Genomic DNA, 24,042 nt, shown 5'->3' with positions numbered 1-24,042 from the left:
GTGGGTGATGAGGCGGCGCGCGGCGCGTTCCACCATATCGACCTGAGCGTCACCGACGTCGCCGCCGCGAAGCGCGTCTATGGTCCGGTGCTCGAATTCCTCGGCTATACGCAGGTCAAGGACGATGCCGAGGGGTGCGAATGGGATCTGCGCGGGCGCGAGCCGTTCGGGGCGTCGCTCGGCATCCGCGCGGCGAAGAGTGCGGGGAAGCACGATGGCTACACGCCGGGGTTGCAGCACCTCGCGTGGCGCGCCGCCAGCCGCGACGAGGTCGATCGGCTCCATGCGCTGCTGATCGATCGCGGCATCACCGTGCTCGACCCGCCGGCGCATTACCCGGAATATTCGGGCGATTATTACGCAGTGTTCTTCGCCGACCCCGACGGCATCAAGCTCGAACTGGTCCACGCGCCGGGCTGGATCTGACGCGGGAGCGATTCAGGCGCGACGCGCGTTGGGCTTCCTGACCTAAATCAGGAGCGCCACGATGACCAAGACACTGTCGGACCTCGCCGAAGGCATGCGCGACATCGACTTCACGATGCTGACCACGCACGGCCCCGACGGCACGATCGCGGCGCGCCCGATGAGCAACAACCGCGAGGTCGATTACGACGGAGACAGCTATTATTTCACCTGGGGCTCGTCGCTGATGGTCGCCGATATCGGCCGCGACCCGCGTGTTGCGCTGACCTTTCAGGGCAAGGCCGGGCTGCTCGGGATGCGGCCGTTCTTCGTCGCGGTCGAGGGGGAGGCCGATGTGGTCAAGGACAAGGCGCGGTTCGAAGAACATTGGTCGAAGGGGCTCGACCGCTGGTTCGAACAGGGCGTCGACACGCCCAATCTGGTGATGATCCACGTCCGCGCGACGCGTATCCATTATTGGGACGGCGAGGATGAGGGCGAGGTCAAGCTGGCCGCCGCGGCAGTCGCCTAGATGCCGTGAGCGGGCTCGATCGGTTCGTCGCGGCGCAGGACGGCGTGATCGAGCGGGCGCTGGCCGAATTGCGCGGCGGTGCCAAGACCAGCCACTGGATGTGGTTCGTCTTCCCGCAGATCGCCGGGCTCGGGCATAGCGAGATGGCGCGGCGCTATGCGATCGCCGACCTCGCGGAAGCGCGGAACTATCTCGCGCACCCGCTGCTCGCTCCACGGCTCGCCGCCGCGACGCAAGCGATGCTCGGCTGGGCCGGATGGCGCTCGGCGGAGGCGATCCTGGGCGGGATCGACGCGATCAAGCTGCGTTCGAGCATGACCTTGTTCGACGTCGCGGTCGGCGACACCGGTACACTCTATCGGACCTGCCTCGATGCGTTTTACGACGGCGCCCGCGATCCGGCCACGATCGCGCTCCTTTCATGCGGATCAATATCCGATTGAATTGACGTAATTATCGCGCTGGACGTGGCAACAGGCCCGCCTTATCGGGACGTTCCGGTCCGTCATTCTGGCGACAAGCCGGTTAACCACCTGATCAATATTTGGGGGAAGTATGAAGAAGTATGTTGCGCTCGCCGCGTTGCTGGCGTGTGTCCCCGGCACTGCGATTGCCCAAGACACCACCAACGCCAAGCTCAGCGGTGTCCGCGCCGAAGCGCGTATCGGCTACGAAACGCCCACCGTCAGCGACAGCGGCTCGATCTACAAGATCGGCAGCGCGGTGTCGTACGGCGGTGAAATCGGGTTCGACCTGAAGGCCAAGAACGTCACCGTCGGCCCGTACGCGGTCTACGAATTCTCGAGCGTTTCGCTGTGCGATTCGACCGGTTGTCTGAAGGAAGACGGTAACCTCGGTGCCGGCGGCCGCATCGGCTTCATCCTTGGCGACAAGACCGTGCTCTACGCCAAGGTCGGCTATGCCCGCATCGCCTTCCACGGCACCGGCGTGCTCAACGGCTTCGACACGCACAAGGACGGTGTCCAGGGCGCGATCGGCGTCGACGTCAACCTCGGCAAGAACGTCTACCTGATGGTCGAGGGCAATTACGCCGATTACGGCAAGCTGTTCGGCACCAACCTGCAGCGTCGCCACCTCGCGGGCGGCGTCGGCTTCCGCTTCTAAGGCGGGCACCGATTGCAGCGACAAGGGGCGTCCGGTGCCGCCGGGCGCCCCTTTTTGTGTCTGGCGCGCCTTAGCCGATTCTTTACCGCGAATTGGCAAAATACCTGCCGACCCGATTGCGGGGAGGCAACATGCGATCGATCGATACGAAGCTGGCGCTGGCCGCCGCGCTCGCCCTGCTCGCCGCGACACCCGCCATGGCGTCCAATTCGCCAGCCGCGGCATCGTCGACGACTGCCGCCGGCCTCGGCATGGGCACGGCGCTCGGGTTCTGCTTCCTGATTATCGGGGTGATTGCGCTCGTGGCCGGTGTCCTGCGCCGCTTGTCGCGCCCCGAGGTCGCGGTCAGCGACACCAGCGGCGAGTCGTATCGTGCGACGATCGGCGACGACCCGTTCGAAGCGCGCCTGGCGGCACGGCTGGCCGAATTGCAGAACGGCGGCGAAACCGCCGAGGCGGCGACCGTTCAGCCCGCGCCGGTAGCGATCAGCTTCGGCCGCAAGCAGGTCTAGCCGCGCATCGCATTCGCGACGGCCAGCGTGTCGATATATTGCTGAAACGCGACGGCCTTGCCGTCCCTGAGCGTCCAGACGTGCGCGGCCTGCGGGTTCATCGCTCCGCCGCTTGCCTTGTAGGCGCCGCCATAGCGGCCTAGCGCCACCACGCGATCGCCGCCGTCGATCAGGTCGGTCATCTGGACGTTGAACCCGTCCCATTCGGTGATGCAGCGCCCGAACACGCCCTCCGCCACCGCTTGCGGCCCGACATAGGGGTTGCGGTCGGCATAGGGGAAATTCTCCGCCTCGTGCCACACGATGTCGGGACTCATCGCGCCGAGCACGCCGGCGACGTCGCCGCTCCCGAATGCATCGTAGATTCCCTTGATGACGGCGACATTCTCCGCGGACATCTCGCTCTCCCCTGTTGCCTTGCGCGATCAGGCCAGAGCGCGATGTTATGGTCAAGGCCGCCCCCGCTGCTATGGCGCGAGCATGAAAGCCGAAAACAACCGCGTGCTAATCGTGGCCCTTGCCGCCAATGTCGGGATCGCGGTCGCCAAGTTCGTGGCAGCAGCGATCACCGGATCGTCGGCAATGCTGACCGAGGGCGTCCATAGCCTGGTCGATTCGAGCAACCAGTTGTTGTTGATGTACGGCAAGAAACGCGCCGCCAAGCCAGCCGACGCGACGCATCCCGGCGGGTATGGGCGCGAACTCTATTTCTGGAGCTTCGTCGTCGCGCTGCTCGTCTTCGCGCTTGGCGCCGGGGTGTCGGTGTACGAAGGCGTGATCCACTTCCTCGAACCCGAGCCCGCGGTGTCGCCGCTGATCGCGTACGGCGTGCTCGCGATCGCCTTCCTGCTGGAAGGCGGATCGACCGTCGCGGCGTTTCGCGAGTTCAACGCGGCGCGGGGCGGCAAGTCGTGGTGGGGTGCGCTCGTGTCGACCAAGGACGCGACGACGGTGATCGTGCTGCTCGAAAACGGCGCGGCGATGGCGGGCATCCTGATCGCCGCGGTCGGGCTCGCGACCAGCCAGGCGACCGGCGACCCGCGCTTCGACGGGGTAGCCTCTGTGCTGATCGGGCTGCTGCTCGGCGTCGTCGCGATCTTCCTCGCGCGCGAAGCCAAGGGGTTGCTCATCGGCGAGGCGGCCGATCCCGTGCTGATCGACGGCATCCGGCGCGGCGTGTCGCGTCCCGGCGTCACCGGGATCGGCGAGATCATGACGCTCCACAACGCGCCCGAACAGATCGTCGCGGCGGTCAACGTCGATTTCGACAATCGGTTGGGCGCGGGCGATGTCGAGCGAATCGTCGATGAGATCGAGCGCGACCTGCGCGCCGAATTCCCCGCGATCTATCGCGTCTACGTCCGTCCGCACGAGGATGCCGGCACGAAGTTCGGCGCTACGCGGGGACTGGTCAGACCCGATTCCAGCGATCGCCCGACGGAATGATCGCAGCTTCGATGGGTTAGGTCGGGTAGCGCCCTCCACGCGATCAGGCAGCCGCCGCTTCCTCGTCGGCCAGCGCGATTCGCGGCTTGAGGTCGAACGCGACACAGATCCGCCGGTCGCGCATCCCGTGCGGGAACGTGCGGTGATAGGTGTGCGACGGAAACATCAGGCACAACCCGTCCTGTGGCCGCACCACCTTGGTGCCATAGGCGGCGGCCGCTTCCTCGCCCGCCACGTCCTCGGGCAGGCCGAACGCGATGCACCCGGCGTTGCTGTTGCCGCGTGCGATCGAATCGGGGACGCGGACGTAATAGGCGCCGCTCAGCCAGCCGAACTGATGGACGTGCCAAGTCTCGAACCCGTCGCTTTCGGTAATGACGCACCACGCGCGGAGCGTGGCGTCGCTGGGACGCGCCGCGGCCCAGGGGTGATCGGCGCCGCCGACGCGCTCGACATGCGCATTGATGGCCTCGGCGATATGGTCGAGCAGCACCTTCACCAAGGGTGCTGAGCGGCTGAGCGGCGAATCGATTCGCCACGTCAGTTCGGATGCGGTGCCGTAGCGGTCGAAGCGCAACCCGGGGTGCGCCAGCAATTGCTCGGCGAGTGCCGCATTGAAGCTCTCGATACTGTCCCAGCCCGGCGGTGGCGAAAGCTTGACGGCGCGGAAGAAGGCATCTGCGCCCATCACGCTACGCACTTGGTCGCGCTCGTCGCGGCGGGCATGCGCCAACGCCTTGGCGGTGAACAATCGCGCATGTGCGGCGCCCTTGGCCGCCAGATCGTCATAGAGCGCGAGCACCGCGTCGGTCTCGCCCGCCGCCAGCATGATCGTGGCGAGCCGTTTGCACGCGTCTTTGTTGTGCGGATCGAGCGTCAGCGCTGCGGTCAGCGTGGCGCGCGCGGCGTCACGGTCGCCCATCCGCGTCTCGGCCTTGGCGCGCAACGCGAGCGCGGCGGCGCGTTCGTCGTCATGCTCCGCCAGCGGCAGGGCGCGGTTTGTCGCGGCGCACGCTTCAGCGTCACCTTCTGCCGATTCGCGCGCCAGCCACGCCTGCGCCAACGTCATTTCCTCGCGAGCGCTCAGGTCGGGCCGGCCCCACAGCAATTCGGTGACTGCCCTCGCATCGTCGTTCAGCACCAGGAGCGAGGCGAGCCGCCAACGCATCGCCGGCGAAGGATTGCGGTCGTATGCCGCCTGAACAAGCGCCAGTTCGTCCTGCGCGGTCAGGTGCTTGATGGTCTCGAGCTCGATGTTGATGCGGCGCGACATGGCCAAACATCTATCACGCTCGGCCCGCGTCGGTCACCCATGGTTTGATCAGATCGGGCAGGATTGATGTACCTTATTGTTTCGGACGGCGATTTATGCTTTTGATCCACCGCACTTATGTTTTATGGTGGGTTAAAGACCAACCGAATCTAACAGGGAGATTGGGACTGTGAACGAGCCGAAGAACAACAACGAGGCGCGGCGTCCGTGGATCGCACCTGAAATCCGTGAGCTGGACGTGCGCGAGACCTCGGCGCTGCCGAACCGCGGTTCGGACGTGGGCGGCAATCCCTACGTCGACTGCCAGCGTTCGTAATTTTGCGCTGTGACCCCGTCCGGCGCTGGCCGGACGGGGCGCAGGCTTTCAAATCGCGATGATGTCGGCCGGCGCGGCCGGCATTTCTATTTCGTGCAACCGCCTAAAGTCGCGGCGGTCGAAAATCACGATATCCCCGTTCAGCGTACCGCGCAGATGACGCGGGCCGAACGTCGACATCCCCACCGCCATCACACCCGGCCGTAGCGCGATCCCGCGCGTCATCTTGTCGTCGGTGACGTGGATCCGCATGCCGTCCGACCGCAAGATGTCGCCATCGCGCGACAGGGAATGCCACAACCGGCCCTGCTCGTCCTCGACGATGTCGTGACAGCTGTGCCCGGGCAGGAACACGCGTTCGACGACCGACCAGTTTTCGTCGAGCCAGGCGATTTCGCTGTTCTTGACCGGCCGCGCCTTGCCGTTGTGCAGCAACAGGCCGATTCGGTCGCCGACCTGGGCGACGGTATTGATGTGGAGATAGGCGCCCGTCTCGTCGGTCAACGGGGCGACCGGAAACGGGTGCTTTACGTCGACGAGTTCGCCATCGAGCGTGTAGCGGCGAATCGCCTGGTTCCCGGTATCGACGAGGCACAGCAGGCCGTCGATCACCGAAACCTGATGACCGTTGTTGTGCAGCCCGGTTGCCAGCACGCGCGGCGCGGTAAGCTCGCCCCCGATGATATCGAGCCGGATCAGCCGGCCGGTATTCGATCCCGGCTCTCGGTGCCCGCAATTCTCGAACGCATACAGCCGGTCCCGATGCCGGCAGATGCCGAAAAACCATCCGCGCAGCACCAGCTTTACACGGTCCGCGGCAACCGCGAAGACGCCGCGATGCGTGGTGACCAGCCATTCCCAACCGGTCAGATCGGGATCGACGATCCGCACCTCGTCGTGCTCGTAGGCAAGCCGGGCCAGCGCGGCGCGTATCTCGCTGTTGGACGCTTTGCGGACGGGATCGTTCATTCATTCTCCCTAGGAAATTCGCTCGCACCGTCAATCGATCGGCGCGGCCGGTGACCGCGACGATCAGCGGCCTGTATGGTTTGTTCCAGCTCGACGACGGCCCGATCGCCGCCGCTGATCCTGTGATGATGGGCCTGACGGTCGATGGCCCGCGGGGCGCTGCTTTGGCGGCAGGAATCGACCAGCAAGCGCCGGCCGCAGTGCATCGCAGTGACGCGAACGGGCAAATCACGTTGCTGGTGGGCGACCTAGACGAGCCGGAGGCGATGGCGGATCGCCTCGCGCTGTCGCGCGCGACGCCACCTGCGGAACTGGCGCGCGCCGCCCTTTTGCGGTTCGGCGCCGACACGCCGGCGCTGCTGTTCGGCGAATGGACGCTGCTCGATTGGGACCCAGCGGGGCGGTTGACGTTGATGGCGTCGGCGGCGCGGCGCGACCGCGTGTTCTTTGCGGTGTCCGGGGGGCGATGTGCGGTCGCGCCCGATCTCGCGCGGCTCGCGCGGCTCGCCTGGGTCGACGACGAGATCGATCCCGCAGGGTTTCTGTTCGGCGTGGGTCGTGCCGATCTGCGCAGCCGGCGCGGCGGCCGCACGATGCTCAGACAGGTGCGCCAACTGGCGCCCGCCGAGTGCGTGACCATCGCCGCCGGCGGCATTCGTCATGAGATGGCGACGGTGTTGGCACCCCAACCGCGCCGGCACGGCACGTTCGAGGATGCGGTGGCGGAGGCCGACCTGCTGCTGCGGCGCATCCTGCGCCAACGCAGCGCGCGCACCGCAATGCCGGCGATACTGTTGAGCGGCGGGCTCGATTCCTCGCTGCTCGCGTGCCTGGCCGCGGAAGAACGCGCGACGGGACAGCCACTGGAGTTGATCACCTCGGTCGCCCCGGCGGGCAGCGGCCTCGCCGACGAGCGCGGGTTCGCCGACGTGGTGGCCGCGTCGCTCGGTCTTGCGCTCAACCCCGTCGTGCCGCCGCTCGACGCCGACGCCTATCGTCCGCCCGACCATATCATCGCCGGTGCCGGCGGGCCGTTCCTGTCCAACCGCCACTGCCTGACCGAAGCCTTTCAGGTCGCGGCACGCGCGCGCGGCGCGACGCTGCTCATCAATGGTACCTACGGCGAGATGAGCGTGACTGGCCGGGCGTCCGGTGCGACGGTGGCGCAGCGCCTCCGCGCGGTAGCGCGGCGCATGATCCGTGGCCGGCCGCCGCCGGTCGCACCGAGCGATACCGGTGCGTTCCACGTCCGGCTCGCGCCCGAGCGGCTCGCGCATTTGCCCGACGAGATCGATCACGCGATTGCCACACCGCCGCCGCTGAGCCCGGCCGATCCGTCGGGCGGCACTTGGGGCTATTTGCCTGGCATCGAAAAGGCGCTCGGCCAAGCCAACGAATTCTACGCCGGGGCGCTGCGGATGGATTTCCCGTTTCGCGACGTGCGGCTGTTGCGGCTGTTCGCTGGCATGCCCTTGTCGTTCTTCACGCGGCAGGGAGTGGATCGCGCCCCGGCGCGCCACATGCTCGACGGGCATCTCCCCGATTCGGTCCGGCTGCGGCGCACGGGCATGCCGGCGTCGCCCGATCATATCGCCCGGCTGCAGCGGCAGGCGCCGCAAGCGCGCGCGCGGATCGCGGCGTTCCGGCGCGCGGATGTGGGCGAATGGCTCGACCTCGACTGGCTCGACCAAGCGCTTGAACGGATCGCGACGCATGGGCCGAACGATGTCGGCGACGCCAACGTGGTCCAGTTGACCGCGATCAACGCCGAAGTGCTGACATGGTGGCGGACGCGCCGCTAGCCGGTGTCGGCAACCTTACGGAAAACGCGCGAGACAACCGGTTGCGGTTCGATCCGGTCGCCCGCCGGATCGAAGCGCGGCCCCTTTGCCGGATAGGTGCCCGGCCCCGTGACCGCGCGCAGCGGCAGGCCGGCGACATCCTCGACCCGGTAGAGCGTGTGCTCGACGACCAGCAGCCCGCCCGCGCGTAAGTGCGACGCGAGGAAACCGAGCGTTCCGGCAAACCGGTCGAACGGATAAAAATCGCGGATCGAGCGCCAGTTCTCCGCCTCGACCGTGTGCGGCCGCCGAGTCAGCACCGCCATGCAGAAAATCGCGTCATACGGCCCATGCGCGGCGATGGTGGCGGCGGTCGACTCGACGAATATTCGGTTGGGATGCGGCGGCAAGCGGCGGCATTGCCGCAACCGGGCGCGATTGAGCTCCGCGCCCACGATGGTCGCGCCCGGGATATAGTCCTGCAAGGAAAGCACTTCTTCGCCCGCCGAGCAGCCGAACGACAAAATCGTCGGCGCCGGCACATCAGCCAGCAAATCGCGTGCCGTGCCGAACAACAGCGGATAGCGGTCGCGCTGGCTCAGCGTGACATCCTGATGCACTTCGCGGGCAAACCGCACGCGGGTGACCAGTTCCGACCGCGCTACCGGGTCGAGCACGTAGCGCTTGGCTCGCGCCAGGGCGCCGCGCAGCGTGCTCATCCTTTTGCCCTACGCCGCCTCGGCCGACACCAGCGACATGTCGCGCATCGTAGCCAGCGTGTCGCTGACCGCCGTGGCGCAATCCTGCGGCGAAATTTCGAATCGCTCGCTTAGATACGCGCCGATCCGGCCGTCGGTCTGAGGGGTATCGAGCGCTTGCCAGATCGCGGCCGCGGTTTCGTTGAGCGAGATATATTTGCCGGTCTCGACATTGACCATGACATAGCTGCCGTCGACCTCGGTCCCGACCCAATCGTCGCTACGCACCCACACCGTATCGCTCATTCCTGCCCCTTCACCATAGTCCCTCGCGCGCGAGCATTTCGCGTTCTGCCATGCCCAAAGCAGCGGAGGGCCGATGCCATTCGTATACCGCGCAATGCCTCGCGATAAAGGCCATTGTCGCGAGCATGTCGGCGTGGCGCCCGAGCACCGCAGGCACCGCCGGACGGTGCTGATTCGCCAACAGCTTTTCGAGCGCGGCGACGGTGTCCAGCCGAGTCAGCGCGGGCGCGCCGTCCGTCCTGGCCAGCACGAGCACTGCGCCGATCGTCGCGGCGCGGAGTGACTGCGCGACGGGAATCGGGCAAAAGCTGCGCGCATCGTCGGCGACATGATAGCCGCCCGGCAGGCCGGTGCCTTCGGCACGATCGTCATCGATCCGCAAACAGATCGAATCGTCCGCCAGCAGCAGACCGCCGTCGCGCAGAAGCTGCGCGGTGAGCGTCGACTTCCCGACCCCGGACGGCCCGGCAATGGCCAACGCTCGGCCGCTCGACGGCGCGACGACGCCTGCCGCGTGCAGCATCGCGCCGCCGCGCAGCCAGCACACAGCCGGCAGGGCGGTCGCGATCAGCAAGGCCGTGACCATCTCGGCGTCGGCGCCCGGCTCGGCAGCGATCTCGATCGAGTCGCGGCGGCAGGCGTAGCGCGCGACCCCCGGCGCCGAGAATGTCAGCGTATCGGACGCCCAGCGATAGACCGGCGCGGTCTCGCTCAGCGCGCGCGCCGGTAGCGTGACGATGCGCAGATCAGGGGCGCCTTCCCGTCGATCGGGTAGCGCGCCGGGCACGTCGCGGTCGCTCTCGATCGACAGATCGAACCCCGCCAGTCGGTGCCCGTCAAAGCGCGGCATGCACCACCCGGCCCAGCACGAGCACCGCGGGATAGGTTGCGGCGAACGCCCAGGGGAACAGGTTCAGGCCCATGAAAACCGCGGTCGCAAAATGGAACGTCAGCATCAGCGCGAGCGCCGCGACGAGCCACGGCATCGGCGCCAGTACCGCGAGCGGGAACGCTGCCTCGAGCAGCATCACCCCCCAACTGGCGGTGAGCGCGATCGCGCGGTGTCGAGTCAGTTGCGCCGCGAACGGAAGCCCCCACGCCTCGGCCGCCATCGCGCGCTGCAATTCGCCGCCGTTGCGCCATGTGCCGATCGCCAGCTTGGAAAAGCCCGCCACGGCATAGCTCAGCGTCAATTGCCCGCCCGCGACGATCACCCCGGCCAGGACGATCCCGGGGTCCTGCGCGCGCACGCCGATCGTCATCATCAGGGCACCCGTCATCGCGATCATGCCCATCTTGGCCGAACCGTCGGCCCAGAACTCGCCGCTCAGGACGATCAGCCCCGCATGGCTGGCGATCAGCACGGTCAGGCACACGATCGCCACGCCGGGCGTCCCGATCCCCACCAACGCGATCGCGGCGAGCAATTGTGCGGTCAGGATCGTGCGCAACAGCCCGACCGACATGAAGCGCCGGAACCGTGCCAGACGCGGCCGTCCGCGTTGCGCCGCCAGCGCCGACCAGGGCATCAATCCGTCGGATGCGAACAGCCCCGCGTTGACCAGCCATTGCGCGACGGCAAGCAGCATCCACACCGCGATCAACACGCGCATTGCGGGCAGTGCGGCTGCGGTGTCGGCGAGCAATTGCGCGATCATTTGCCGTGCAATCGTGAGGTGAACACCGCGACGCCATCGTCTTGATGAACCAGCGCGAACTGGAACAAGCCGCTGCTCCGCGCTGGCTCGGTCAGCTGCAGGTGCCGGACGAGCGTCTGATAGGCGAGCGTCTCCGGCGCGCCCGCGTGATTGCCGCGCGAGGCACGTACCGCGACCCGATGCGCCGACAGCCACAGCATCGCCGCGCGGTGCTGTTCGGGAAACCACAGCCACGTCAGCGCGTGGCGCGGCGGGTATATCCGCACGGGCGTCCACGCGCCAAGGTCGCCCTCGTGGCTGCCGCAGCGGAGCTCGATGGCGACCTCGAACCGGCCGGTCTGCGGAATGAAGAATTTCCAGCGCGGCACGATACCGAGCAAGTCGAGTCCCTGCGCGCGCGTGGTGAACGGGCGGAACTGGAACAGCAAGGTCACCGCGAGATATGCAAGTGCGGCGAGCACTGCGGGATGGACGAGCAGACCGGTCACTGCGCCTCGTCCGCGCCCGGCAGGGCGCAGGCATGCCGCGTGCCGAACCAGCGGTAGCGATTGCGCGCGACCCAGCGGTACACGGCGTTGCGCACGGGGCATGGCACGATCCGCGCCACCGCGACGGCACGCCATGGCCAACCCAGGCTTGCCAGTATATGCAGCGCCGCATCGGATTCGGTGCGCGCACGCCCGCCGTCGATCACGATCATCGTCGCCAGCGCATCGGGGTCGAGCCCGTGGTCGCGGTATGCCGCGCGACCGAGTTCGCTTTGTGCGGGGACGAGGCGAAAGAGGCGCTGCCGGTCGTGGCGGATGACGAACGCCATGCTGGTCGAGCAGAGCATGCATTTCCTGTCGTACACGATCATCGGCTGGTCGACGCGCATGTCAGGCCGGCCCGATGTCGAACGCGACGCAGATCCGCTTGCCCGCCGCGCGGTGCGGGAAGGTGCGGTGGTAAGCGTGCGACGGGAACAGCGCGAGCAGGCCGGGTCGCGGCCGGACCATGTGATGGCCTACCGCCGCCGCATCTTCCGCGCTCAGGATACGGTCGGACAGGCCGAGCATCAGGCATCCGTCGCTGTCGGCGCCTTCGCTCACCGCGGCGGGCACGTCGACATAATAAACGCCGCTCATCCAGCCGAACGGGTGCATGTGCCAACGCTCGTAGCCCGATCCTTCGGTGATCACGCACCAGCTTTTGAGCATTGACTGATGCGGGGCTGCCGCGATCCATGGATGGGTGGTTCCTGCCAGTGCATCGGCATGACGCTGCGCCACGGCGGTGATTTGCTCGATCAGCACGCGCGCCAGCGGCCCGTCGCCGGCGGCGAGCGTATCGATCCGCCAGCTTTCGACCGACGCGGTGCCGTGGCGCTCGTAGCGGATCGCGGGATGCGCGAGCAGTTCGTCGGCGAGCGCGTCATTGAACGCGGCCAGGCTGTCCCAGCCATCGGGCGCGGCGATCACGTCCTGGTACAGGAAGTCGTCGAGCCGCAGCGTTTCGCGCGCGGCGTCATGCTCACCCATCAGCGCCAGCGCCGTCGCCTGCGCCTCGAACAGGCGGGCATGGCCGACCTGCTGTGCCGCAAGGCCGTCGGTCACTGCCAGCGCCGCCGCCGCCTCGCCGTGCAGCAACAGATCGACGGTGAGCCGCTTGCACGCTTCGTGATTGCCGGGGTCTTCGCGCAGCGCGTCATGCAACGCCGCGCGCGCCTCCTCGGTCCGGCCCAACCGGAACAGCGCCCGTGCCCGGTCCGCTAACGCGGCCGCCCGCTCGTGGGCGTTGCTCGCCAGCGATACTGCGGCGCTGGTTGCGGCAAGCGCGCGGTCGGTGTCGCCTTCCGCATTCCGCGCGAAATACGCGGCCGCGAGCAGCAGCTGCTCGTGATAGCCGAGCGCGTCGGCCGCGCCGAGCAGTTCGACCGTTTCCGCGAAGGCATCGAGCTGGTTGAGCAGCACCCCCAGTCGCTCCCGGATGGCTGGCGCCGCGGCGCCCCCGCGCACCGCCGCGCGCAGCACCGCGCATTCCTGCGCGGCGTTCATCGCGCGCGGCGCCTCGGCGCGGATCGTCGTCACCGCGCTCATGCGATCGCCGCCGACAAGGCGGCTTCGCGCATGAACCAGCCGGTGAACACGCGGCGCGGGCCACCCGATGACAGCGGATGGACGCGATGCTCGATGTCGCTGCCCAGGTCGAAGATCAACGCGCTGCCCGCGCGCGCGTGGTCGAAACAACGCGCGGTCGCGGGGTCGTCCACCCGGCGCAGCTCGAACAGCCCGCCGTCAAAGGGCGCATCGGTGAAGCCGATCGTGATGCCGAGGGCGCGGCGTGCCTGTTGCAGGTCGTTGTGCCAGTCGAGCGCGTCGCCGCCGCCGGCGCGGGTTTGCACCAGCCGCCCTTCAGCCCCCGCTAGACCCGTGCGGCCGGTGACCGCTTCGAGCCAGCGGAACAGGTTCGGGCGCTGGAGCAGAACGTTGATCGTCCCGCCGACGCGTTGCGGTTCCTCGACCGCGCGCGTGCCGAGCCCGGCGACGTGATCGTCGCGAAACCCGGTCGTACCCGCCGCGGCGAGCAACTTCGCGAGCAGCGCCGGCTCGAAGATGTCGCGGCACACGATCGCGCGCTGCTCCGCGAAGCGCGCCGCCCATGGCGCCGGTTCGGCGAGCAAGTCGGTCCGCGCGGCGCCGATCGCGAAAGGCTGTTCCGAATTTTCCGTGAAAGGGCGCAATCGTCGATCCCGCTTAGCTGCTCGGCTTGGCTTACGGCGCGCGTTGGAAGGTGGAAAGACCGATCATCCGCCGAGGTGGCGCCGCAACAGTGCCACGGCTTCCGCGGCGCGAGCCGCCGGCGCGACATCGCGAGCCGATGATGCGGGTGGCATCGTCGCGAAATGGATGCGCTGCGCGGCCTGGAACATTGTTTCGGTGCGCAGCCTCCAGTGCGGCAGGAAGCGCATCCACTTGGGCCGGAAGATCTGCGCGGACAGCGCCGCGGTGCGTGCGGAAGCGTTCGTCCCGATCGATTCGTCGCGTAGCAACACCAGCATCGCGAGCGGCACGGGCCGGTCGGCGTCGACGCGCGACGGCAACGCCAGCCGCTTCGGCTTTTCCTTGTCGTCGCCGATCCGCTCGACCAGCCGGATCGCGGGGCGGCCGGGAATCAGCAGCGGTTCGCCCCCGGTCTTGCAGGGCAACAGGACCGAGAGGTCGTCCGACACCAGGTGCCCCCCGCACTCGACCAGCGCTTGCGCCAGGGTCGACTTGCCCGCGCCCGATTCGCCCGCGACCAGGATTGCCCGCCCATCGAACGCCACCGCCGACCCGTGCAGCGGCACCAGCCCGCGCCACGCCAGCACATGCGCCGCCACGGTGCCGCACACCGCCAGCGGCACTTCGTCGTGGCGATCCGCGAACCACTCGATCCGCCGTCCGTCGTACATGTCGATCACCGCGCCATCCAATCGGAAGCGCGTGCCGTCGGCGAACAGCTCGCCCTGGTTGATGCGGCGCCCCCCGGGACGCGGCTCGAGCGCTGCGCGGCGCCAGATCTCGACATCGATCGCGCGCCCGTCGTCGGGCGCGTCGGCGAACCAGGGGTTCGGCCAGTCGGACCGCCAGCGCAGCCCGAACGCCTGAGTCACGAAGGCGGTGTCAGGCATCGGCGGCCCGGGCCGCGTCCAGCGTCAGGATCAAATCGCGATGGCGCAGCGTCACCGCGATCCGGTCGCCTGCCTGCGTGTCGATCGGTTCGGGAAATGCCTGGTAGGACGCCGCCCACGACGAATCGGGGCCGTCGGCGAAGGGGTCGTTCTCGAGCGTTGCGCCGTCGGCAAAGCGAATCTCGATCCACTGCACGATCCCGTCGATCCGGCCGCCGTTCGATATCAGCGTGATCGTTTCCGATGCGGCGCCAAAAGGTGCGGGCGAATCATAGTCCATGCCCAGCCCCGCTTCGGGTGCGGAGCGCCGTTCGAGCCCGCGCCGCACGTTCGCCCAGATGCTGCGCGCCGGGCGCACCAGCAGCTCGAACGGGGACAGGTCGAACCCGTGGACGTCGGCCAGCGTGTCCGCCGCGTCGGGCGCCATGTTCGCCGCCAGTGCGCACCGCACGGCGGCGCCGCGCGGCAGCGAGGGTGCATCCGGCTTGAGCAGCCGTGCCCGCGCATCGGCGAGCGCGCCGGTCACGCCTTCATCGAACAATTGGCTGCCGAAAATCTCGTGCATGACCAAGTCGGCGGGTCGCGGCAAGTCGCCGGGGATCGTCATCCGGTCGGAACGTTTGGCGACGATCGAGACGCGACCGGTCATCCCGTTGCGCTCGACGATCGCCTGCGCCGCTGCCGCGATCAGCGGGTTCTGCTCGCAGGTAACGACCTCGGCGCCGGCGCGCGCCGCGATCAGCGCGAGCAGTCCCGACCCCGCGCCGATCTCCAGCACCAGCATGCCGGGCCGCACCGCCGCTTCGATCGCGCGGGCATAGGCCGCGTTGCGCGCGCGATCGAGCATCATCGGTCCGTGGAACCCGGCGACGCGTCCCGACAAGGCAGCGCGCACCTTGGTCCGCAGCGCGAGGTCGGCAGGTGCGGCCGCGATCGCCGCTTCGCCGATCGCCAGCGCATCGGCATGAAGCCCGCGGTCGCGCAGCACCGCGCACAGCATCGCCATCTCGCGCGGCTTGCCGCGAAATTCCGGATATTTGGCCAAGATGTCGGTCACGGCAGCAGCGGTCGTCCTAGGTTCGATGGAGATGCGTTTGTCAGATCAAACGAACCGCCGCCAGCCCCGACGGGCGCCGATGCCGGTCAGTCGAATTCGCGGCGGATCACGTCGTTGTGCTCGCCGATCCCCGACACCGCGCCGATGGGCCGTACCGCATCCTCCCAACGGACCGGCGAAGCGGGCAACGCGACCGGGCCGCTGGCGGTATCCGCCTCGACGCGGCGCAGGTGCGCGTGCCGTGACAGGTCAGCGACCTCGTTGAGTGGCGCGAAGGCGATGCCCGCGATGGTCAACCGCGCAATCGCGCCGGTGGTGTCGAGCGCGCCGAATGCTGCGGCGATTTCGGTATCGAGCGCCGTCCGGTTGGTGCATCGCGCGCTGTTGTCGGCGAAGCGCGCGTCCGCGGCGAGATCGGGCCGCACCAGCACGTCCGCGCAAAACGCGCGCCACTCGCGCTCGTTCTGCACCGACAATACCACCTGCCGCCCGTCGCCGCAGGCATAGACTCCATAGGGCGCGATCGTCGCATGGTGCAGCCCGGCGCGGGGCGGCGCCCGACCGCCATAATCGTGGTGGAGCAGCGGGACGGTCATCCATTCGGCGATCGAATCGAACAGCGACACCGCGATGCCGCTGCCCTTGCCCGCCCGCCCGCGCGCGATCAGTGCCTCGAGGATCGCGGCGTGCGCGTTCATCCCGCACGCGATATCGGCGACGGACACGCCGACGCGGCCCGCCTCGTCCGGCCCGCCGGTGATCGCGGCGAGCCCGGTCTCGCACTGGACGAGCAGATCGTACGCCTTCCTCGCGGCGGCCGGGCCGTCTTCGCCATAGCCCGAGATATCGGCGGTGATCAGCCGCGGGTGCCGCGCGCGCAGCTCGGCCGAGCCGAACCCGGCGCGCGCCGCGGCGCCCGGCGCGAGGTTCTGGACGAACACGTCGGCGCGTCCAACGATCCGGGCGAGTAACGCGGCGTCATCGGCCTGCTTGATGTCGAGCACCAGGCTCTGCTTGCCGCGGTTGAGCCACACGAAATAGGCGCTCTCGCCGTGCACGACGCGATCGTAGCCGCGCGCGAAATCGCCCTCGGCGCGCTCGATCTTGATGACGCGCGCGCCGGCCTCGGCAAGGCGCAACGTGCACAGCGGCGCGGCGACCGCCTGTTCGAGGCTGACCACCAGCAGGCCATCGAGCGCGCCCATCAGAACGACTTGGGCAGGTTCAGCGCGTGCGTCGCGACATGGCTGAGGATCAGATTCGTGCTGATCGGCGCGATCTGGTACAGGCGCGTTTCGCGGAACTTGCGCTCCACGTCATATTCCTCGGCGAACCCGAACCCGCCGTGCGTCTGGACGCACATGTCGGCGGCGTACCAGCTCGCTTCGGACGCGAGCAGCTTGGCCATGTTGGCTTCGGTGCCGCACGGCTCGCCCGCGTCGAACAGCGCCGCCGCGTGATCGACCATCAGCGCCGCGGCGGAAAGCTGGACGTGCGCGCGAGCGATCGGGAACTGGACGCCCTGGTTCGCGCCGATCGCGCGTCCGAACACGCTGCGCTCGCTGGCATAGGCACTGGCGCGATCGACGAAGAAGCGCCCGTCGCCGATGCATTCGGATGCGATCAGGATGCGCTCGGCGTTCATCCCGTCGAGGATGTAACGGAAACCCCGGCCTTCCTCGCCGATCAGGTTTGCGGCGGGCACGCGAAGCTCGTCGAAGAACAATGCGGTGGTCGCGTGGTTGATCATCGTGCGGACCGGGCGGATCGTCAGGCCCTTGCCGACCGCGTCGCGCAGATCGACCAGCAGCACGCTCACCCCGTCGCCGGGCCGGGCGTCGTCGCGAGGGCTTGTGCGGACGAGCAGCACCATCAGGTCGCTATGCTCGGCGCGGCTGATCCAGATTTTCTGCCCGCTGACGACGTAGTGGTCGCCGTCGCGCCGTGCGGTCGTGGCGATTCGCGTCGTGTCGGTGCCGCTCGCCGGCTCGGTCACCGCGAAGGCCTGGAGCCGCAGCTCGCCCGAGGCGATCCGAGGCAGATATCGGTGCTTCTGCGCGTCGGAGCCGTGCTTGAGCAAGATGCCCATGACGTACATCTGTGCGTGGCACGCGCCGCCGTTGCCGCCCGAGCGGTGGATTTCCTCGAGGATCGCGCTCGCCGCTGCCAGCCCGAGTCCCGATCCGCCGAAGTCCTCGGGGATCAGCACCGACAGGAAACCCGCGCGCGTCAGCGCGTCGACGAACTCGTGCGGATAGGCGCGGTCACGGTCTTTCGCCTGCCAGTATGCGCCGGGAAAATCAGCGCACAGCCGCCGGACGGCGTCCCGGATGTCGGCAAAGCTCGGTTCGGCGGTCATCCGGTCCCCTCGGCAAGCGGCATATTGGGTCGTGTGCCGCGCGTCCATCGCCTGCGGCCCTCGTTGGGTCTCGCCATCCTAACCGGCTGATTTGCATCAAGTTTGCTTTAACGCCGTCGTATCCTTTTGACGGTAGCAGCGGGATTGTGGGCCGCGTGATGAACTTGACGGGGGGGATGCCGATTCGCGGAGTGATGCCGTACGCCGGCGTCGCCGCCGCGGTGGCGGTTGCCGTCGCGCTCAACCTCGTCGCTGGCTTGATCTTCGCGGCGACGGTTGTCGTACTGCTCTGGCATCATCGGCGAGAGCCCGACGGTATCGCGCCATCGCAAGGTTCCGGCGAGCGGATCGAGCAACAACTGGCGGCGGTCAATCATCGTCTTGCCGCCGAGCACCCGGTCAGCGGCTTGCCGATGCGCGAGGCGTTGCTCGCGCAGATGAACGCCGACGGCGGCGGCATACTCGGCGCGATCGCGTTTGCCGATTTCGACCGGCTGACCGCGTTCGACCCTGCGCTCGGCGAACGCGTGCTGGCCGCATCGACCGCGCGGCTGCGCGCGATGCTGCCGCCCGACCGGGTCGTCGCGCAAGTCGATCGCGGGCACGTCGGACTGTGGTTCGGCAACGATGCCGACGAGACGGCGGTGCGTAGCCAGCTCGACGCGATCGCCTATGCGCTGGGCGAGAAGATCGACGTCGACGGAACCGAAATCATTCCACAACTCAAGATTCGCCTGGCGCGCTTCGACCAGAGTGAGGGGATTGCCGCGAACGCGTTCCTCGCCCGGCTGCTCGCCTCGTTCACCTTGTCCAGCGGCGCGGTCGCGGTCAGCGAGCAGCCGGTGACGGATTACGCCGATCTGGCGCGCGACCGTTACGCGCTCGAACAGGATTTGCGGCAGGCGATGTCGCGGCGCGAATTGCGGCTCGATTTCCAGCCGCTGATCGATGCCGGGCAAGGTCGCGTGAGCGGCGCCGAGGCACTGATCCGCTGGGACCATGCCGAGCGTGGCACGATCCCGCCGACGCGCTTCATCCCGATCGTCGAAGCGATGGGGATGGCGAGCGAGATCGGGATGTGGGCGCTCAACGCCGCGGTGCGCGAGGCGCAGGGCTGGGCTGGGCAGGGGCTTTCCGAATTGCGCGTCGCGGTCAACGTGTCGGGGCTGCAGCTCGAACGCGACGATCTGCCGATCCTGGTTCAGCGCACGCTGCAACGCCATGAGCTCGGCCCCAGCGCGCTCGAGATCGAACTGACCGAAAGCGTCGCGACGAGCGATGCCGACCATTGCCGCCGCATCTTCCAGGATTTGCGCGCGATGGGCGTGAAGCTCGCGGTCGACGATTTCGGCACGGGTTATTCGGGGTTCAGTTCGCTCCGCGCGCTGGCGTTCGACAAGATCAAGATCGACCGCGAATTCGTCACCGACGTCGATGCCCGCACCGACAGCCAGGCGATCTGCCAGTCGATTGTCGCGCTCGGCCGGGGACTCGGTATCCGCGTGCTCGCCGAAGGGGTCGAGCGGCGGCAGGAATATGAATGGCTGCGGCGCCACGGCTGCCAGCATTTCCAGGGATATTATTTCGCGCGGCCAATGAGCGGGAAGGCGTTCGCCGCTTTCGTCCGCGACACCGCGCGGTTGACCGAATTGCTGCGGCTCGGCGTCACACCGGCGCAAATCGAAGAGAGGTTGAAGGCATGAGCATGCGGATGAAATGGGTTGGGATCGGCGTGACCGCGCTCGCGCTCGGCGCCTGTTCGGCCGGCCCGGCGCGGATCAAGAATGCCCCCGCGCCGCCCGTCGCGACAGCGGCGAGCGAAACCGATGCCGCGTTCGACCTGCTGATGGCGGGCAAGGACGCCGCGGCGCGCAAGAAGCTCAAGGCGATCCTGAAGCGCGACCCGATGAACGCGGCCGCGCTGATGCTGACCGAGTCGATCGATCGCGATCCCAAGCAATTGCTCGGCCCGCAAAGCTACCCGTACGTGGTCGCGCCGGGCGATACGGTGGCGAGCCTCGCGCAGCGGTTCCTCGGCAACCGGCTGAAGGCGTATCAGCTGCTGCGCTATAACGGGCTGAAGGCGCCGGTGACGCTCGCGCCGAGCCAGGTATTGCGCATTCCGGGCGAGCCGCCGCGCCCGCCCGAGCCCGTCCGCGTCGAGCCCGTGCGACGCCCCGAGCCTGCGCCGGCAAAACCCGTGACCAAGCCCAAAGCGGTGGCGCCCAAGCCCGCCGCGCCGGCGGCGCCTGCCGGCAACCCCGCCGCCGCGCGCCAGTTGCGCACCGCCGGCCTCGCCGCGCTCAACCAGGGCAATGTCGACCGCGCGGTCGGGCTGCTGCGCCGTGCGTCGCAGCTCGACCCCGGCAATGCGATGATCGCGCGCGACCTCGCGCGCGCCGAGCGCATCGCCGCCACCGTGCGCGCGCGAAAATGACGGCAGCAAATGCTTAAAGCTTTGAATTTATCTCCAACGGCCAAGCGAATCACGGGATACGCGCGATGACCATGCTGGGCCGCTACCGGATCGACGACCGCCTGGGCGAAGGCGCGATGGCTGACGTCTATCGCGCGCTCGATCCCGATATCGGTCGCACCGTCGCGATCAAGGTATTGAAGCCCGATTTCGCGCGCGACCCCGAACTCGGTGCGCGCTTCCTGCGTGAAGCACGCGCGGCGGGCGCGCTCAGCCACGCCAATATCGCCACGATCTACGACGTGGGGGAGACCGACGGCACAGCCTATATCGCGATGGAATTGATCGGCGGCCAGCCGCTCGACATCGCGCTGCAGAATCAAGGCCGCATGCCGTACGAGCGGGTGCTCGCGATCGGGCAGCAACTCGCGAGTGCGCTCGCCTATGCGCATCGCTGCGGCATCGTGCACCGCGATATCAAGCCGTCGAACATCCTGCTGTCGGCCGACGGCAAGACCGCCAAATTGCTCGATTTCGGCGTGGCGCGGATCGGCGAGATGGACCAGGCGGCCGCCGACCGTCAGTTCGCCAAGACGCAGGTCGGCCAGCTGATAGGCACGCCGCGCTACATGAGCCCGGAACAGGCGCTTGGGCTACCGGTCGACCAGCGCTCCGACCTCTTCTCGCTCGGCGTCGTGCTGTACGAGATGATCACCGGCAAGGTCGCCTTTCCCGGCACCGCGCTCGCGACGCTCGCGATCCAGATCGCGCAGGAAAAGGTCGAGCCGATCGATCGCAGTGCCGGCGATTGCCCCCCGGGGCTGCGCTTTATCATCGACAAATTGCTCGCCAAGAAACCCGAGCAGCGCTTCGCCGACGGCGATGCGCTTGCCGCCGCTCTGTCGCGCGAAATCGCGGCGCAAGGCGAAAAGCCGGTCGGCCGGCGCGGGCTGCCGCTGCGGCTCAAGCTGCCGCTGGCGCTGGCCGCGGTCACCGCCGCCGCGCTGTTCGCGTGCGTCACGACGACGCTGGGCCGCGAGCGCCAGACGCTCGAACATATGGCGATCGTGTCGGGCAAGTCGACTGCGGCGTTCGTCACCAACAACGCGGCGGTGCTCGCCGCCGAAAATGCCGGTCTGCCCGCCGCGCAACAAGACTGGTCGGCGCTTCAGGCGTTCGCGGTTTCCGCCAGCAAGGACCCGGCGATCCGCGATCTGGTGGTCGTTGACACGACCGGGATCGTCCGCGCCGCCGGCGACCCCAGCCTGGTCGGTAAACGCTATGCGCAGCCGACCGGGGATCCGCTGATCGAGGCGATCGACGGAACACAGGTCGCGTCTGCCGCCGATCGCGGCCGCGGTGCCGGGCTCCGCTTCCTCCAACCGATCCGTTACGCGGGCGCCGATTTCGGCCGCGTCGACCTGGTCGTGAAGCGCACCGCGCTCGACGCCGCGCTCGACAGCGCGCGGACCTCGCTGCTGATCCTGTCGGCGGTGGTGATGCTCGTCGTGTTGCTGATCGGCTATCTCAGCGGCGCGATGGTCGCACGGCCGTTGGGCCGCCTTCGCCGCGCGCTCGATGAAGCCGGAGACAGCGGGTTCGCCCTGCGCATTTCGCATCACCGCCGCGACGAGTTCGGCGCGGCGTTCGACGCGTTCAACCGCGCCGCCGCCGCAGTCGAGCCGCAGCTCGACGCCACGGCTTCGGCGCACGGCGAAGCGGCGGTGCTCGCGACGCGCGTCGCGCCGTCGCGGCTGGCCGCCTGAGCGACACGCCCATGTACATGCTCCAATTGTTCGACACGGCGGACGAGCTTCAGCCGATCGACGCGCGGCTGATCCGCGAGGGACTGATGCGGATCGGGCGCGACAGCGCGGCGGACTGGTCGATCGCCGACCCCGATTGCGAATTGTCGCGGTCGCATTGCGAGCTCGCGGTGGCCGATGGCGCGCTGACCTTGCGCGCGCTCGGCGCCAACGGCGTGTTCGACGACGCGACCGGCGAGCGCTTTCCCGACGCGATCGAGGTGGCGATGCCGATCCCCTCAACCCTGCGCTTCGGGCGGTTCCGGCTGAAGGCGAGCCACGCGCCCCACGGCGACGCGCCAATCGACGCCGCGCGCACGATGGTGCTGACCCCGCCGCTCGGCTCGTCGACTGCGGTGCCTGACGACTGGAGCGACGGTGGCGTGGTGCTGCCCGCCGCCAACGGCTCGCTACTCGAGGCGTTCTGCGAAGGCGCCGGACTCGACGCGTCGCTGCTCTCCAGCGAGGAGCCGACCGAGATCATGCGCCGCGCCGGCGCGGTCTATCGCCAGATGGTGCTCGGCATCGGCGACCTGATGGCGGAGCGCGACCGCGCGCGCGGGCAGTATAAATTGTCGCGCACGACGATCGGCGGCGCCAACAACAATCCGTTCAAATGGGCGCCGACGCAGCGGCTCGCGATCGACCTGCTGCTCGCCGGGTCGGGCAGCTTCCTGTCGGGACCGGCGGCGCTGCAGGCGTCGTTTCGCGACATCAAGCGCCACCTGATCGCAACCTTCGCGGGTTTGCACGGCAGCCTGCGCGCGGCGATCGGCAGCTTCGATCCCAAGGCGCTCGATACCGCGGTCGAGCCGCGCGTGTCGTTGCTCAAGAGCCGCGTTGCGCTCCAGGCCGAGGAAGTCGCGAGCCGCCATGCCGACCTCGCGCGACAGCTGGACGACGGCGAGGGCGGGTCGCTCGAAACGGCGTTCGTCGCCGCCTACGATGCCGCCGAAGCGCGCGCCGACACGGACGAGCAACGATGACCGCAATGCCGGTCGAGCGGCTTCAAGCCGACCTCAACAACAGCCGTCCGGTCGCCCGATCGGTCGCGCGCAGCCACGTCGGGCTGGTCCGCGCGATCAACGAAGACCGCGTGTTCGATTGCGCCGAGGCGGGCGTGTGGGCGGTGGCCGACGGGATGGGCGGGCACGCCGGCGGCGACTTGGCGGCGCAGGCGGTCGTCGACCGGTTGCGCGCGCTGACCACGGGACCCCGCACGATCGGGTTCACCGACATGCTCGTCGCGCTCGGCCAGGCCAATGGCGACATTCGTCAGCGCAACGACCGGCTCGGGACCGACGCCGGCGCGACCGTCGTCGCGGCGATGATCGACGGGTCGAGGGCGCATATCGCCTGGGCCGGCGACAGCCGCGCCTATCGGCTGCGCGCGGGCCAGGTCGATTTGCTGACGCACGATCACAGCGTGGTGCAGGAGTTGGTCGATGCCGGACTGCTCGCCGCCGAGGCTGCGGAGCGGCATCCGCAAGCGCATGTCGTGACCCGCGCGTTGGGGGTGGACGACGACCCGCGCTTGCAGACGACCGTGGTGGAATTCCTGCCCGGCGACCGATTGCTGCTGTGTTCCGACGGCCTGTCGCGGTCGCTGACCGGCCACGTCGGCGAGGGCGAATTGGGGTTGATCGCCGACCAGATGCTGGCCGGCGCCCTGTGCCGTGACGGCAGCGACAATATCTCGTTGATCCTGGCGGAATTCACCGGCCTGGCTTGA

Annotated in this window: 28 protein-coding genes; 13 read left to right on the top strand and 15 right to left on the bottom strand. The window is 68.3% G+C overall.

Annotated elements, in window-relative coordinates; translation table 11 throughout:
* From E7773_RS08175 to E7773_RS08155, 5 genes are all read left to right on the top strand, one after another.
* On the top strand, positions 1-426 hold the full coding sequence (locus E7773_RS08175) for a VOC family protein (RefSeq protein ID WP_293990113.1): 426 nt from the start codon (positions 1-3) through the stop codon (positions 424-426).
* 61 nt (positions 427-487) lie between these two features.
* The gene (locus E7773_RS08170) at positions 488-937 is read left to right on the top strand and encodes a pyridoxamine 5'-phosphate oxidase family protein (protein ID WP_293990112.1); all 450 of its coding nucleotides are present in this window, start codon (positions 488-490) and stop codon (positions 935-937) included.
* 5 nt (positions 938-942) lie between these two features.
* The gene (locus tag E7773_RS08165) at positions 943-1,380 is read left to right on the top strand and encodes a DUF1810 domain-containing protein (RefSeq protein ID WP_293990111.1); all 438 of its coding nucleotides are present in this window, start codon (positions 943-945) and stop codon (positions 1,378-1,380) included.
* A 112-nt stretch (positions 1,381-1,492) separates the two neighbouring features.
* Positions 1,493-2,062 carry an outer membrane beta-barrel protein gene (locus tag E7773_RS08160; protein WP_293990110.1) on the top strand — a complete coding sequence of 190 codons (570 nt, stop codon included), beginning with the start codon at positions 1,493-1,495 and terminating at the stop codon, positions 2,060-2,062.
* A 131-nt stretch (positions 2,063-2,193) separates the two neighbouring features.
* The gene (locus tag E7773_RS08155; RefSeq protein WP_293990109.1) at positions 2,194-2,574 is read left to right on the top strand and encodes a hypothetical protein; all 381 of its coding nucleotides are present in this window, start codon (positions 2,194-2,196) and stop codon (positions 2,572-2,574) included.
* Here the strand turns inward: E7773_RS08155 and E7773_RS08150 are convergent.
* Positions 2,571-2,972, bottom strand: coding sequence for a nuclear transport factor 2 family protein (locus tag E7773_RS08150; RefSeq protein WP_293990108.1), 402 nt, complete (start codon positions 2,970-2,972; stop codon positions 2,571-2,573). The genes E7773_RS08155 and E7773_RS08150 overlap by 4 nt on opposite strands.
* An 82-nt stretch (positions 2,973-3,054) precedes the next feature.
* Here E7773_RS08150 and E7773_RS08145 point away from each other — a divergent pair, with 82 nt between their 5' ends.
* Positions 3,055-4,020 carry a cation diffusion facilitator family transporter gene (locus E7773_RS08145; protein ID WP_293990107.1) on the top strand — a complete coding sequence of 322 codons (966 nt, stop codon included), beginning with the start codon at positions 3,055-3,057 and terminating at the stop codon, positions 4,018-4,020.
* Positions 4,021-4,063: 43 nt separating this feature from the next.
* Here the strand turns inward: E7773_RS08145 and E7773_RS08140 are convergent, their stop codons facing one another.
* On the bottom strand, positions 4,064-5,293 hold the full coding sequence (locus E7773_RS08140) for a putative 2OG-Fe(II) oxygenase (RefSeq protein ID WP_293990106.1): 1,230 nt from the start codon (positions 5,291-5,293) through the stop codon (positions 4,064-4,066).
* A 169-nt stretch (positions 5,294-5,462) separates the two neighbouring features.
* Between E7773_RS08140 and E7773_RS08135 the strand changes: the two genes are divergently transcribed.
* On the top strand, positions 5,463-5,609 hold the full coding sequence (locus E7773_RS08135) for a hypothetical protein (RefSeq protein WP_293990105.1): 147 nt from the start codon (positions 5,463-5,465) through the stop codon (positions 5,607-5,609).
* A 48-nt stretch (positions 5,610-5,657) separates the two neighbouring features.
* Here E7773_RS08135 and E7773_RS08130 read toward each other — a convergent pair whose 3' ends face one another.
* A complete protein-coding gene (locus tag E7773_RS08130; RefSeq protein ID WP_293990104.1) occupies positions 5,658-6,578 on the bottom strand; it encodes a hypothetical protein in 921 nt (306 codons plus the stop codon).
* A 50-nt stretch (positions 6,579-6,628) separates the two neighbouring features.
* On the opposite strand from E7773_RS08130, the gene E7773_RS08125 reads away from it, so the two are divergent.
* Complete coding sequence (locus E7773_RS08125) at positions 6,629-8,380, top strand: asparagine synthetase B family protein (protein ID WP_293990103.1); 1,752 nt, start codon at positions 6,629-6,631, stop codon at positions 8,378-8,380.
* Here E7773_RS08125 and E7773_RS08120 read toward each other — a convergent pair.
* The 12 genes from E7773_RS08120 to E7773_RS08065 all read right to left on the bottom strand — a co-directional run bounded on the left by E7773_RS08120 (position 8,377) and on the right by E7773_RS08065 (position 18,089).
* Positions 8,377-9,078 carry a hypothetical protein gene (locus E7773_RS08120; RefSeq protein WP_293990102.1) on the bottom strand — a complete coding sequence of 234 codons (702 nt, stop codon included), beginning with the start codon at positions 9,076-9,078 and terminating at the stop codon, positions 8,377-8,379. The two genes, E7773_RS08125 and E7773_RS08120, sit on opposite strands and share 4 nt — an antisense overlap.
* A 9-nt stretch (positions 9,079-9,087) precedes the next feature.
* Entirely contained in the window at positions 9,088-9,363 is a 276-nt protein-coding gene (locus E7773_RS08115) for a PqqD family protein (protein WP_293990101.1), read from the bottom strand.
* A gap of 10 nt (positions 9,364-9,373) precedes the next feature.
* The gene (locus E7773_RS08110; RefSeq protein WP_293990100.1) at positions 9,374-10,213 is read right to left on the bottom strand and encodes a hypothetical protein; all 840 of its coding nucleotides are present in this window, start codon (positions 10,211-10,213) and stop codon (positions 9,374-9,376) included.
* A complete protein-coding gene (locus tag E7773_RS08105; RefSeq protein ID WP_293990099.1) occupies positions 10,200-11,021 on the bottom strand; it encodes a hypothetical protein in 822 nt (273 codons plus the stop codon). Before E7773_RS08105 ends, E7773_RS08110 begins: the two co-directional genes overlap by 14 nt.
* Entirely contained in the window at positions 11,018-11,509 is a 492-nt protein-coding gene (locus tag E7773_RS08100; protein ID WP_293990098.1) for a hypothetical protein, read from the bottom strand. The genes E7773_RS08105 and E7773_RS08100 overlap by 4 nt, the downstream gene beginning before the upstream one ends.
* The gene (locus E7773_RS08095) at positions 11,506-11,898 is read right to left on the bottom strand and encodes a DCC1-like thiol-disulfide oxidoreductase family protein (protein ID WP_293990097.1); all 393 of its coding nucleotides are present in this window, start codon (positions 11,896-11,898) and stop codon (positions 11,506-11,508) included. Before E7773_RS08095 ends, E7773_RS08100 begins: the two co-directional genes overlap by 4 nt.
* A 1-nt stretch (position 11,899) precedes the next feature.
* On the bottom strand, positions 11,900-13,099 hold the full coding sequence (locus tag E7773_RS08090) for a putative 2OG-Fe(II) oxygenase (RefSeq protein ID WP_293990096.1): 1,200 nt from the start codon (positions 13,097-13,099) through the stop codon (positions 11,900-11,902).
* Positions 13,096-13,743: a 2OG-Fe(II) oxygenase gene (locus E7773_RS08085; RefSeq protein ID WP_293990095.1), complete on the bottom strand. Its 648-nt coding sequence runs from the start codon at positions 13,741-13,743 to the stop codon at positions 13,096-13,098. Before E7773_RS08085 ends, E7773_RS08090 begins: the two co-directional genes overlap by 4 nt.
* 63 nt (positions 13,744-13,806) lie before the next feature.
* Entirely contained in the window at positions 13,807-14,673 is an 867-nt protein-coding gene (locus tag E7773_RS08080) for a hypothetical protein (protein ID WP_293990094.1), read from the bottom strand.
* Complete coding sequence (locus tag E7773_RS08075) at positions 14,666-15,730, bottom strand: 50S ribosomal protein L11 methyltransferase (protein ID WP_293990093.1); 1,065 nt, start codon at positions 15,728-15,730, stop codon at positions 14,666-14,668. The genes E7773_RS08080 and E7773_RS08075 overlap by 8 nt, the downstream gene beginning before the upstream one ends.
* Positions 15,731-15,816: 86 nt before the next feature.
* Positions 15,817-16,935, bottom strand: a complete 1,119-nt coding sequence (locus tag E7773_RS08070; protein WP_293990092.1) for a CaiB/BaiF CoA-transferase family protein — start codon at positions 16,933-16,935, stop codon at positions 15,817-15,819.
* A complete protein-coding gene (locus E7773_RS08065) occupies positions 16,935-18,089 on the bottom strand; it encodes an acyl-CoA dehydrogenase family protein (protein ID WP_293990091.1) in 1,155 nt (384 codons plus the stop codon). The genes E7773_RS08070 and E7773_RS08065 overlap by 1 nt, the downstream gene beginning before the upstream one ends.
* 194 nt (positions 18,090-18,283) lie before the next feature.
* Between E7773_RS08065 and E7773_RS08060 the strand changes: the two genes are divergently transcribed.
* The 5 genes from E7773_RS08060 (at position 18,284) to E7773_RS08040 (ending at position 24,042) form a co-directional block, all read left to right on the top strand.
* A complete protein-coding gene (locus E7773_RS08060; protein ID WP_293990090.1) occupies positions 18,284-19,792 on the top strand; it encodes an EAL domain-containing protein in 1,509 nt (502 codons plus the stop codon).
* On the top strand, positions 19,789-20,526 hold the full coding sequence (locus E7773_RS08055) for a LysM domain-containing protein (protein ID WP_293990089.1): 738 nt from the start codon (positions 19,789-19,791) through the stop codon (positions 20,524-20,526). Before E7773_RS08060 ends, E7773_RS08055 begins: the two co-directional genes overlap by 4 nt.
* A gap of 65 nt (positions 20,527-20,591) precedes the next feature.
* Positions 20,592-22,271 (top strand): serine/threonine-protein kinase, encoded by a 1,680-nt coding sequence (locus E7773_RS08050; protein WP_293990088.1) that lies wholly within the window; start codon positions 20,592-20,594, stop codon positions 22,269-22,271.
* A 17-nt stretch (positions 22,272-22,288) separates the two neighbouring features.
* Complete coding sequence (locus E7773_RS08045) at positions 22,289-23,296, top strand: type VI secretion system-associated FHA domain protein (protein WP_293990087.1); 1,008 nt, start codon at positions 22,289-22,291, stop codon at positions 23,294-23,296.
* Positions 23,293-24,042 (top strand): protein phosphatase 2C domain-containing protein, encoded by a 750-nt coding sequence (locus E7773_RS08040; RefSeq protein WP_293990086.1) that lies wholly within the window; start codon positions 23,293-23,295, stop codon positions 24,040-24,042. The genes E7773_RS08045 and E7773_RS08040 overlap by 4 nt, the downstream gene beginning before the upstream one ends.

The organism is Sphingomonas sp. (genome assembly GCF_004799495.1).
Taxonomy (GTDB): domain Bacteria; phylum Pseudomonadota; class Alphaproteobacteria; order Sphingomonadales; family Sphingomonadaceae; genus Sphingomonas.
This window is presented reverse-complemented; position numbering and strand designations above follow the sequence as displayed.

Coding starts and splice junctions, on each gene's coding strand:
- E7773_RS08065 (WP_293990091.1), bottom strand. CDS start 18,089: ATGACCGCCGAACCGAGCTTTGCCGACATCCGGGACGCCGTCCGGCGG.
- E7773_RS08150 (WP_293990108.1), bottom strand. CDS start 2,972: ATGTCCGCGGAGAATGTCGCCGTCATCAAGGGAATCTACGATGCATTC.
- E7773_RS08070 (WP_293990092.1), bottom strand. CDS start 16,935: ATGGGCGCGCTCGATGGCCTGCTGGTGGTCAGCCTCGAACAGGCGGTC.
- E7773_RS08090 (WP_293990096.1), bottom strand. CDS start 13,099: ATGAGCGCGGTGACGACGATCCGCGCCGAGGCGCCGCGCGCGATGAAC.
- E7773_RS08040 (WP_293990086.1), top strand. CDS start 23,293: ATGACCGCAATGCCGGTCGAGCGGCTTCAAGCCGACCTCAACAACAGC.
- E7773_RS08080 (WP_293990094.1), bottom strand. CDS start 14,673: ATGCCTGACACCGCCTTCGTGACTCAGGCGTTCGGGCTGCGCTGGCGG.
- E7773_RS08110 (WP_293990100.1), bottom strand. CDS start 10,213: ATGCCGCGCTTTGACGGGCACCGACTGGCGGGGTTCGATCTGTCGATC.
- E7773_RS08060 (WP_293990090.1), top strand. CDS start 18,284: ATGCCGTACGCCGGCGTCGCCGCCGCGGTGGCGGTTGCCGTCGCGCTC.
- E7773_RS08170 (WP_293990112.1), top strand. CDS start 488: ATGACCAAGACACTGTCGGACCTCGCCGAAGGCATGCGCGACATCGAC.
- E7773_RS08115 (WP_293990101.1), bottom strand. CDS start 9,363: ATGAGCGATACGGTGTGGGTGCGTAGCGACGATTGGGTCGGGACCGAG.
- E7773_RS08105 (WP_293990099.1), bottom strand. CDS start 11,021: ATGATCGCGCAATTGCTCGCCGACACCGCAGCCGCACTGCCCGCAATG.
- E7773_RS08160 (WP_293990110.1), top strand. CDS start 1,493: ATGAAGAAGTATGTTGCGCTCGCCGCGTTGCTGGCGTGTGTCCCCGGC.
- E7773_RS08050 (WP_293990088.1), top strand. CDS start 20,592: ATGACCATGCTGGGCCGCTACCGGATCGACGACCGCCTGGGCGAAGGC.
- E7773_RS08130 (WP_293990104.1), bottom strand. CDS start 6,578: ATGAACGATCCCGTCCGCAAAGCGTCCAACAGCGAGATACGCGCCGCG.
- E7773_RS08120 (WP_293990102.1), bottom strand. CDS start 9,078: ATGAGCACGCTGCGCGGCGCCCTGGCGCGAGCCAAGCGCTACGTGCTC.
- E7773_RS08145 (WP_293990107.1), top strand. CDS start 3,055: ATGAAAGCCGAAAACAACCGCGTGCTAATCGTGGCCCTTGCCGCCAAT.
- E7773_RS08045 (WP_293990087.1), top strand. CDS start 22,289: ATGCTCCAATTGTTCGACACGGCGGACGAGCTTCAGCCGATCGACGCG.
- E7773_RS08055 (WP_293990089.1), top strand. CDS start 19,789: ATGAGCATGCGGATGAAATGGGTTGGGATCGGCGTGACCGCGCTCGCG.
- E7773_RS08095 (WP_293990097.1), bottom strand. CDS start 11,898: ATGCGCGTCGACCAGCCGATGATCGTGTACGACAGGAAATGCATGCTC.
- E7773_RS08155 (WP_293990109.1), top strand. CDS start 2,194: ATGCGATCGATCGATACGAAGCTGGCGCTGGCCGCCGCGCTCGCCCTG.
- E7773_RS08140 (WP_293990106.1), bottom strand. CDS start 5,293: ATGTCGCGCCGCATCAACATCGAGCTCGAGACCATCAAGCACCTGACC.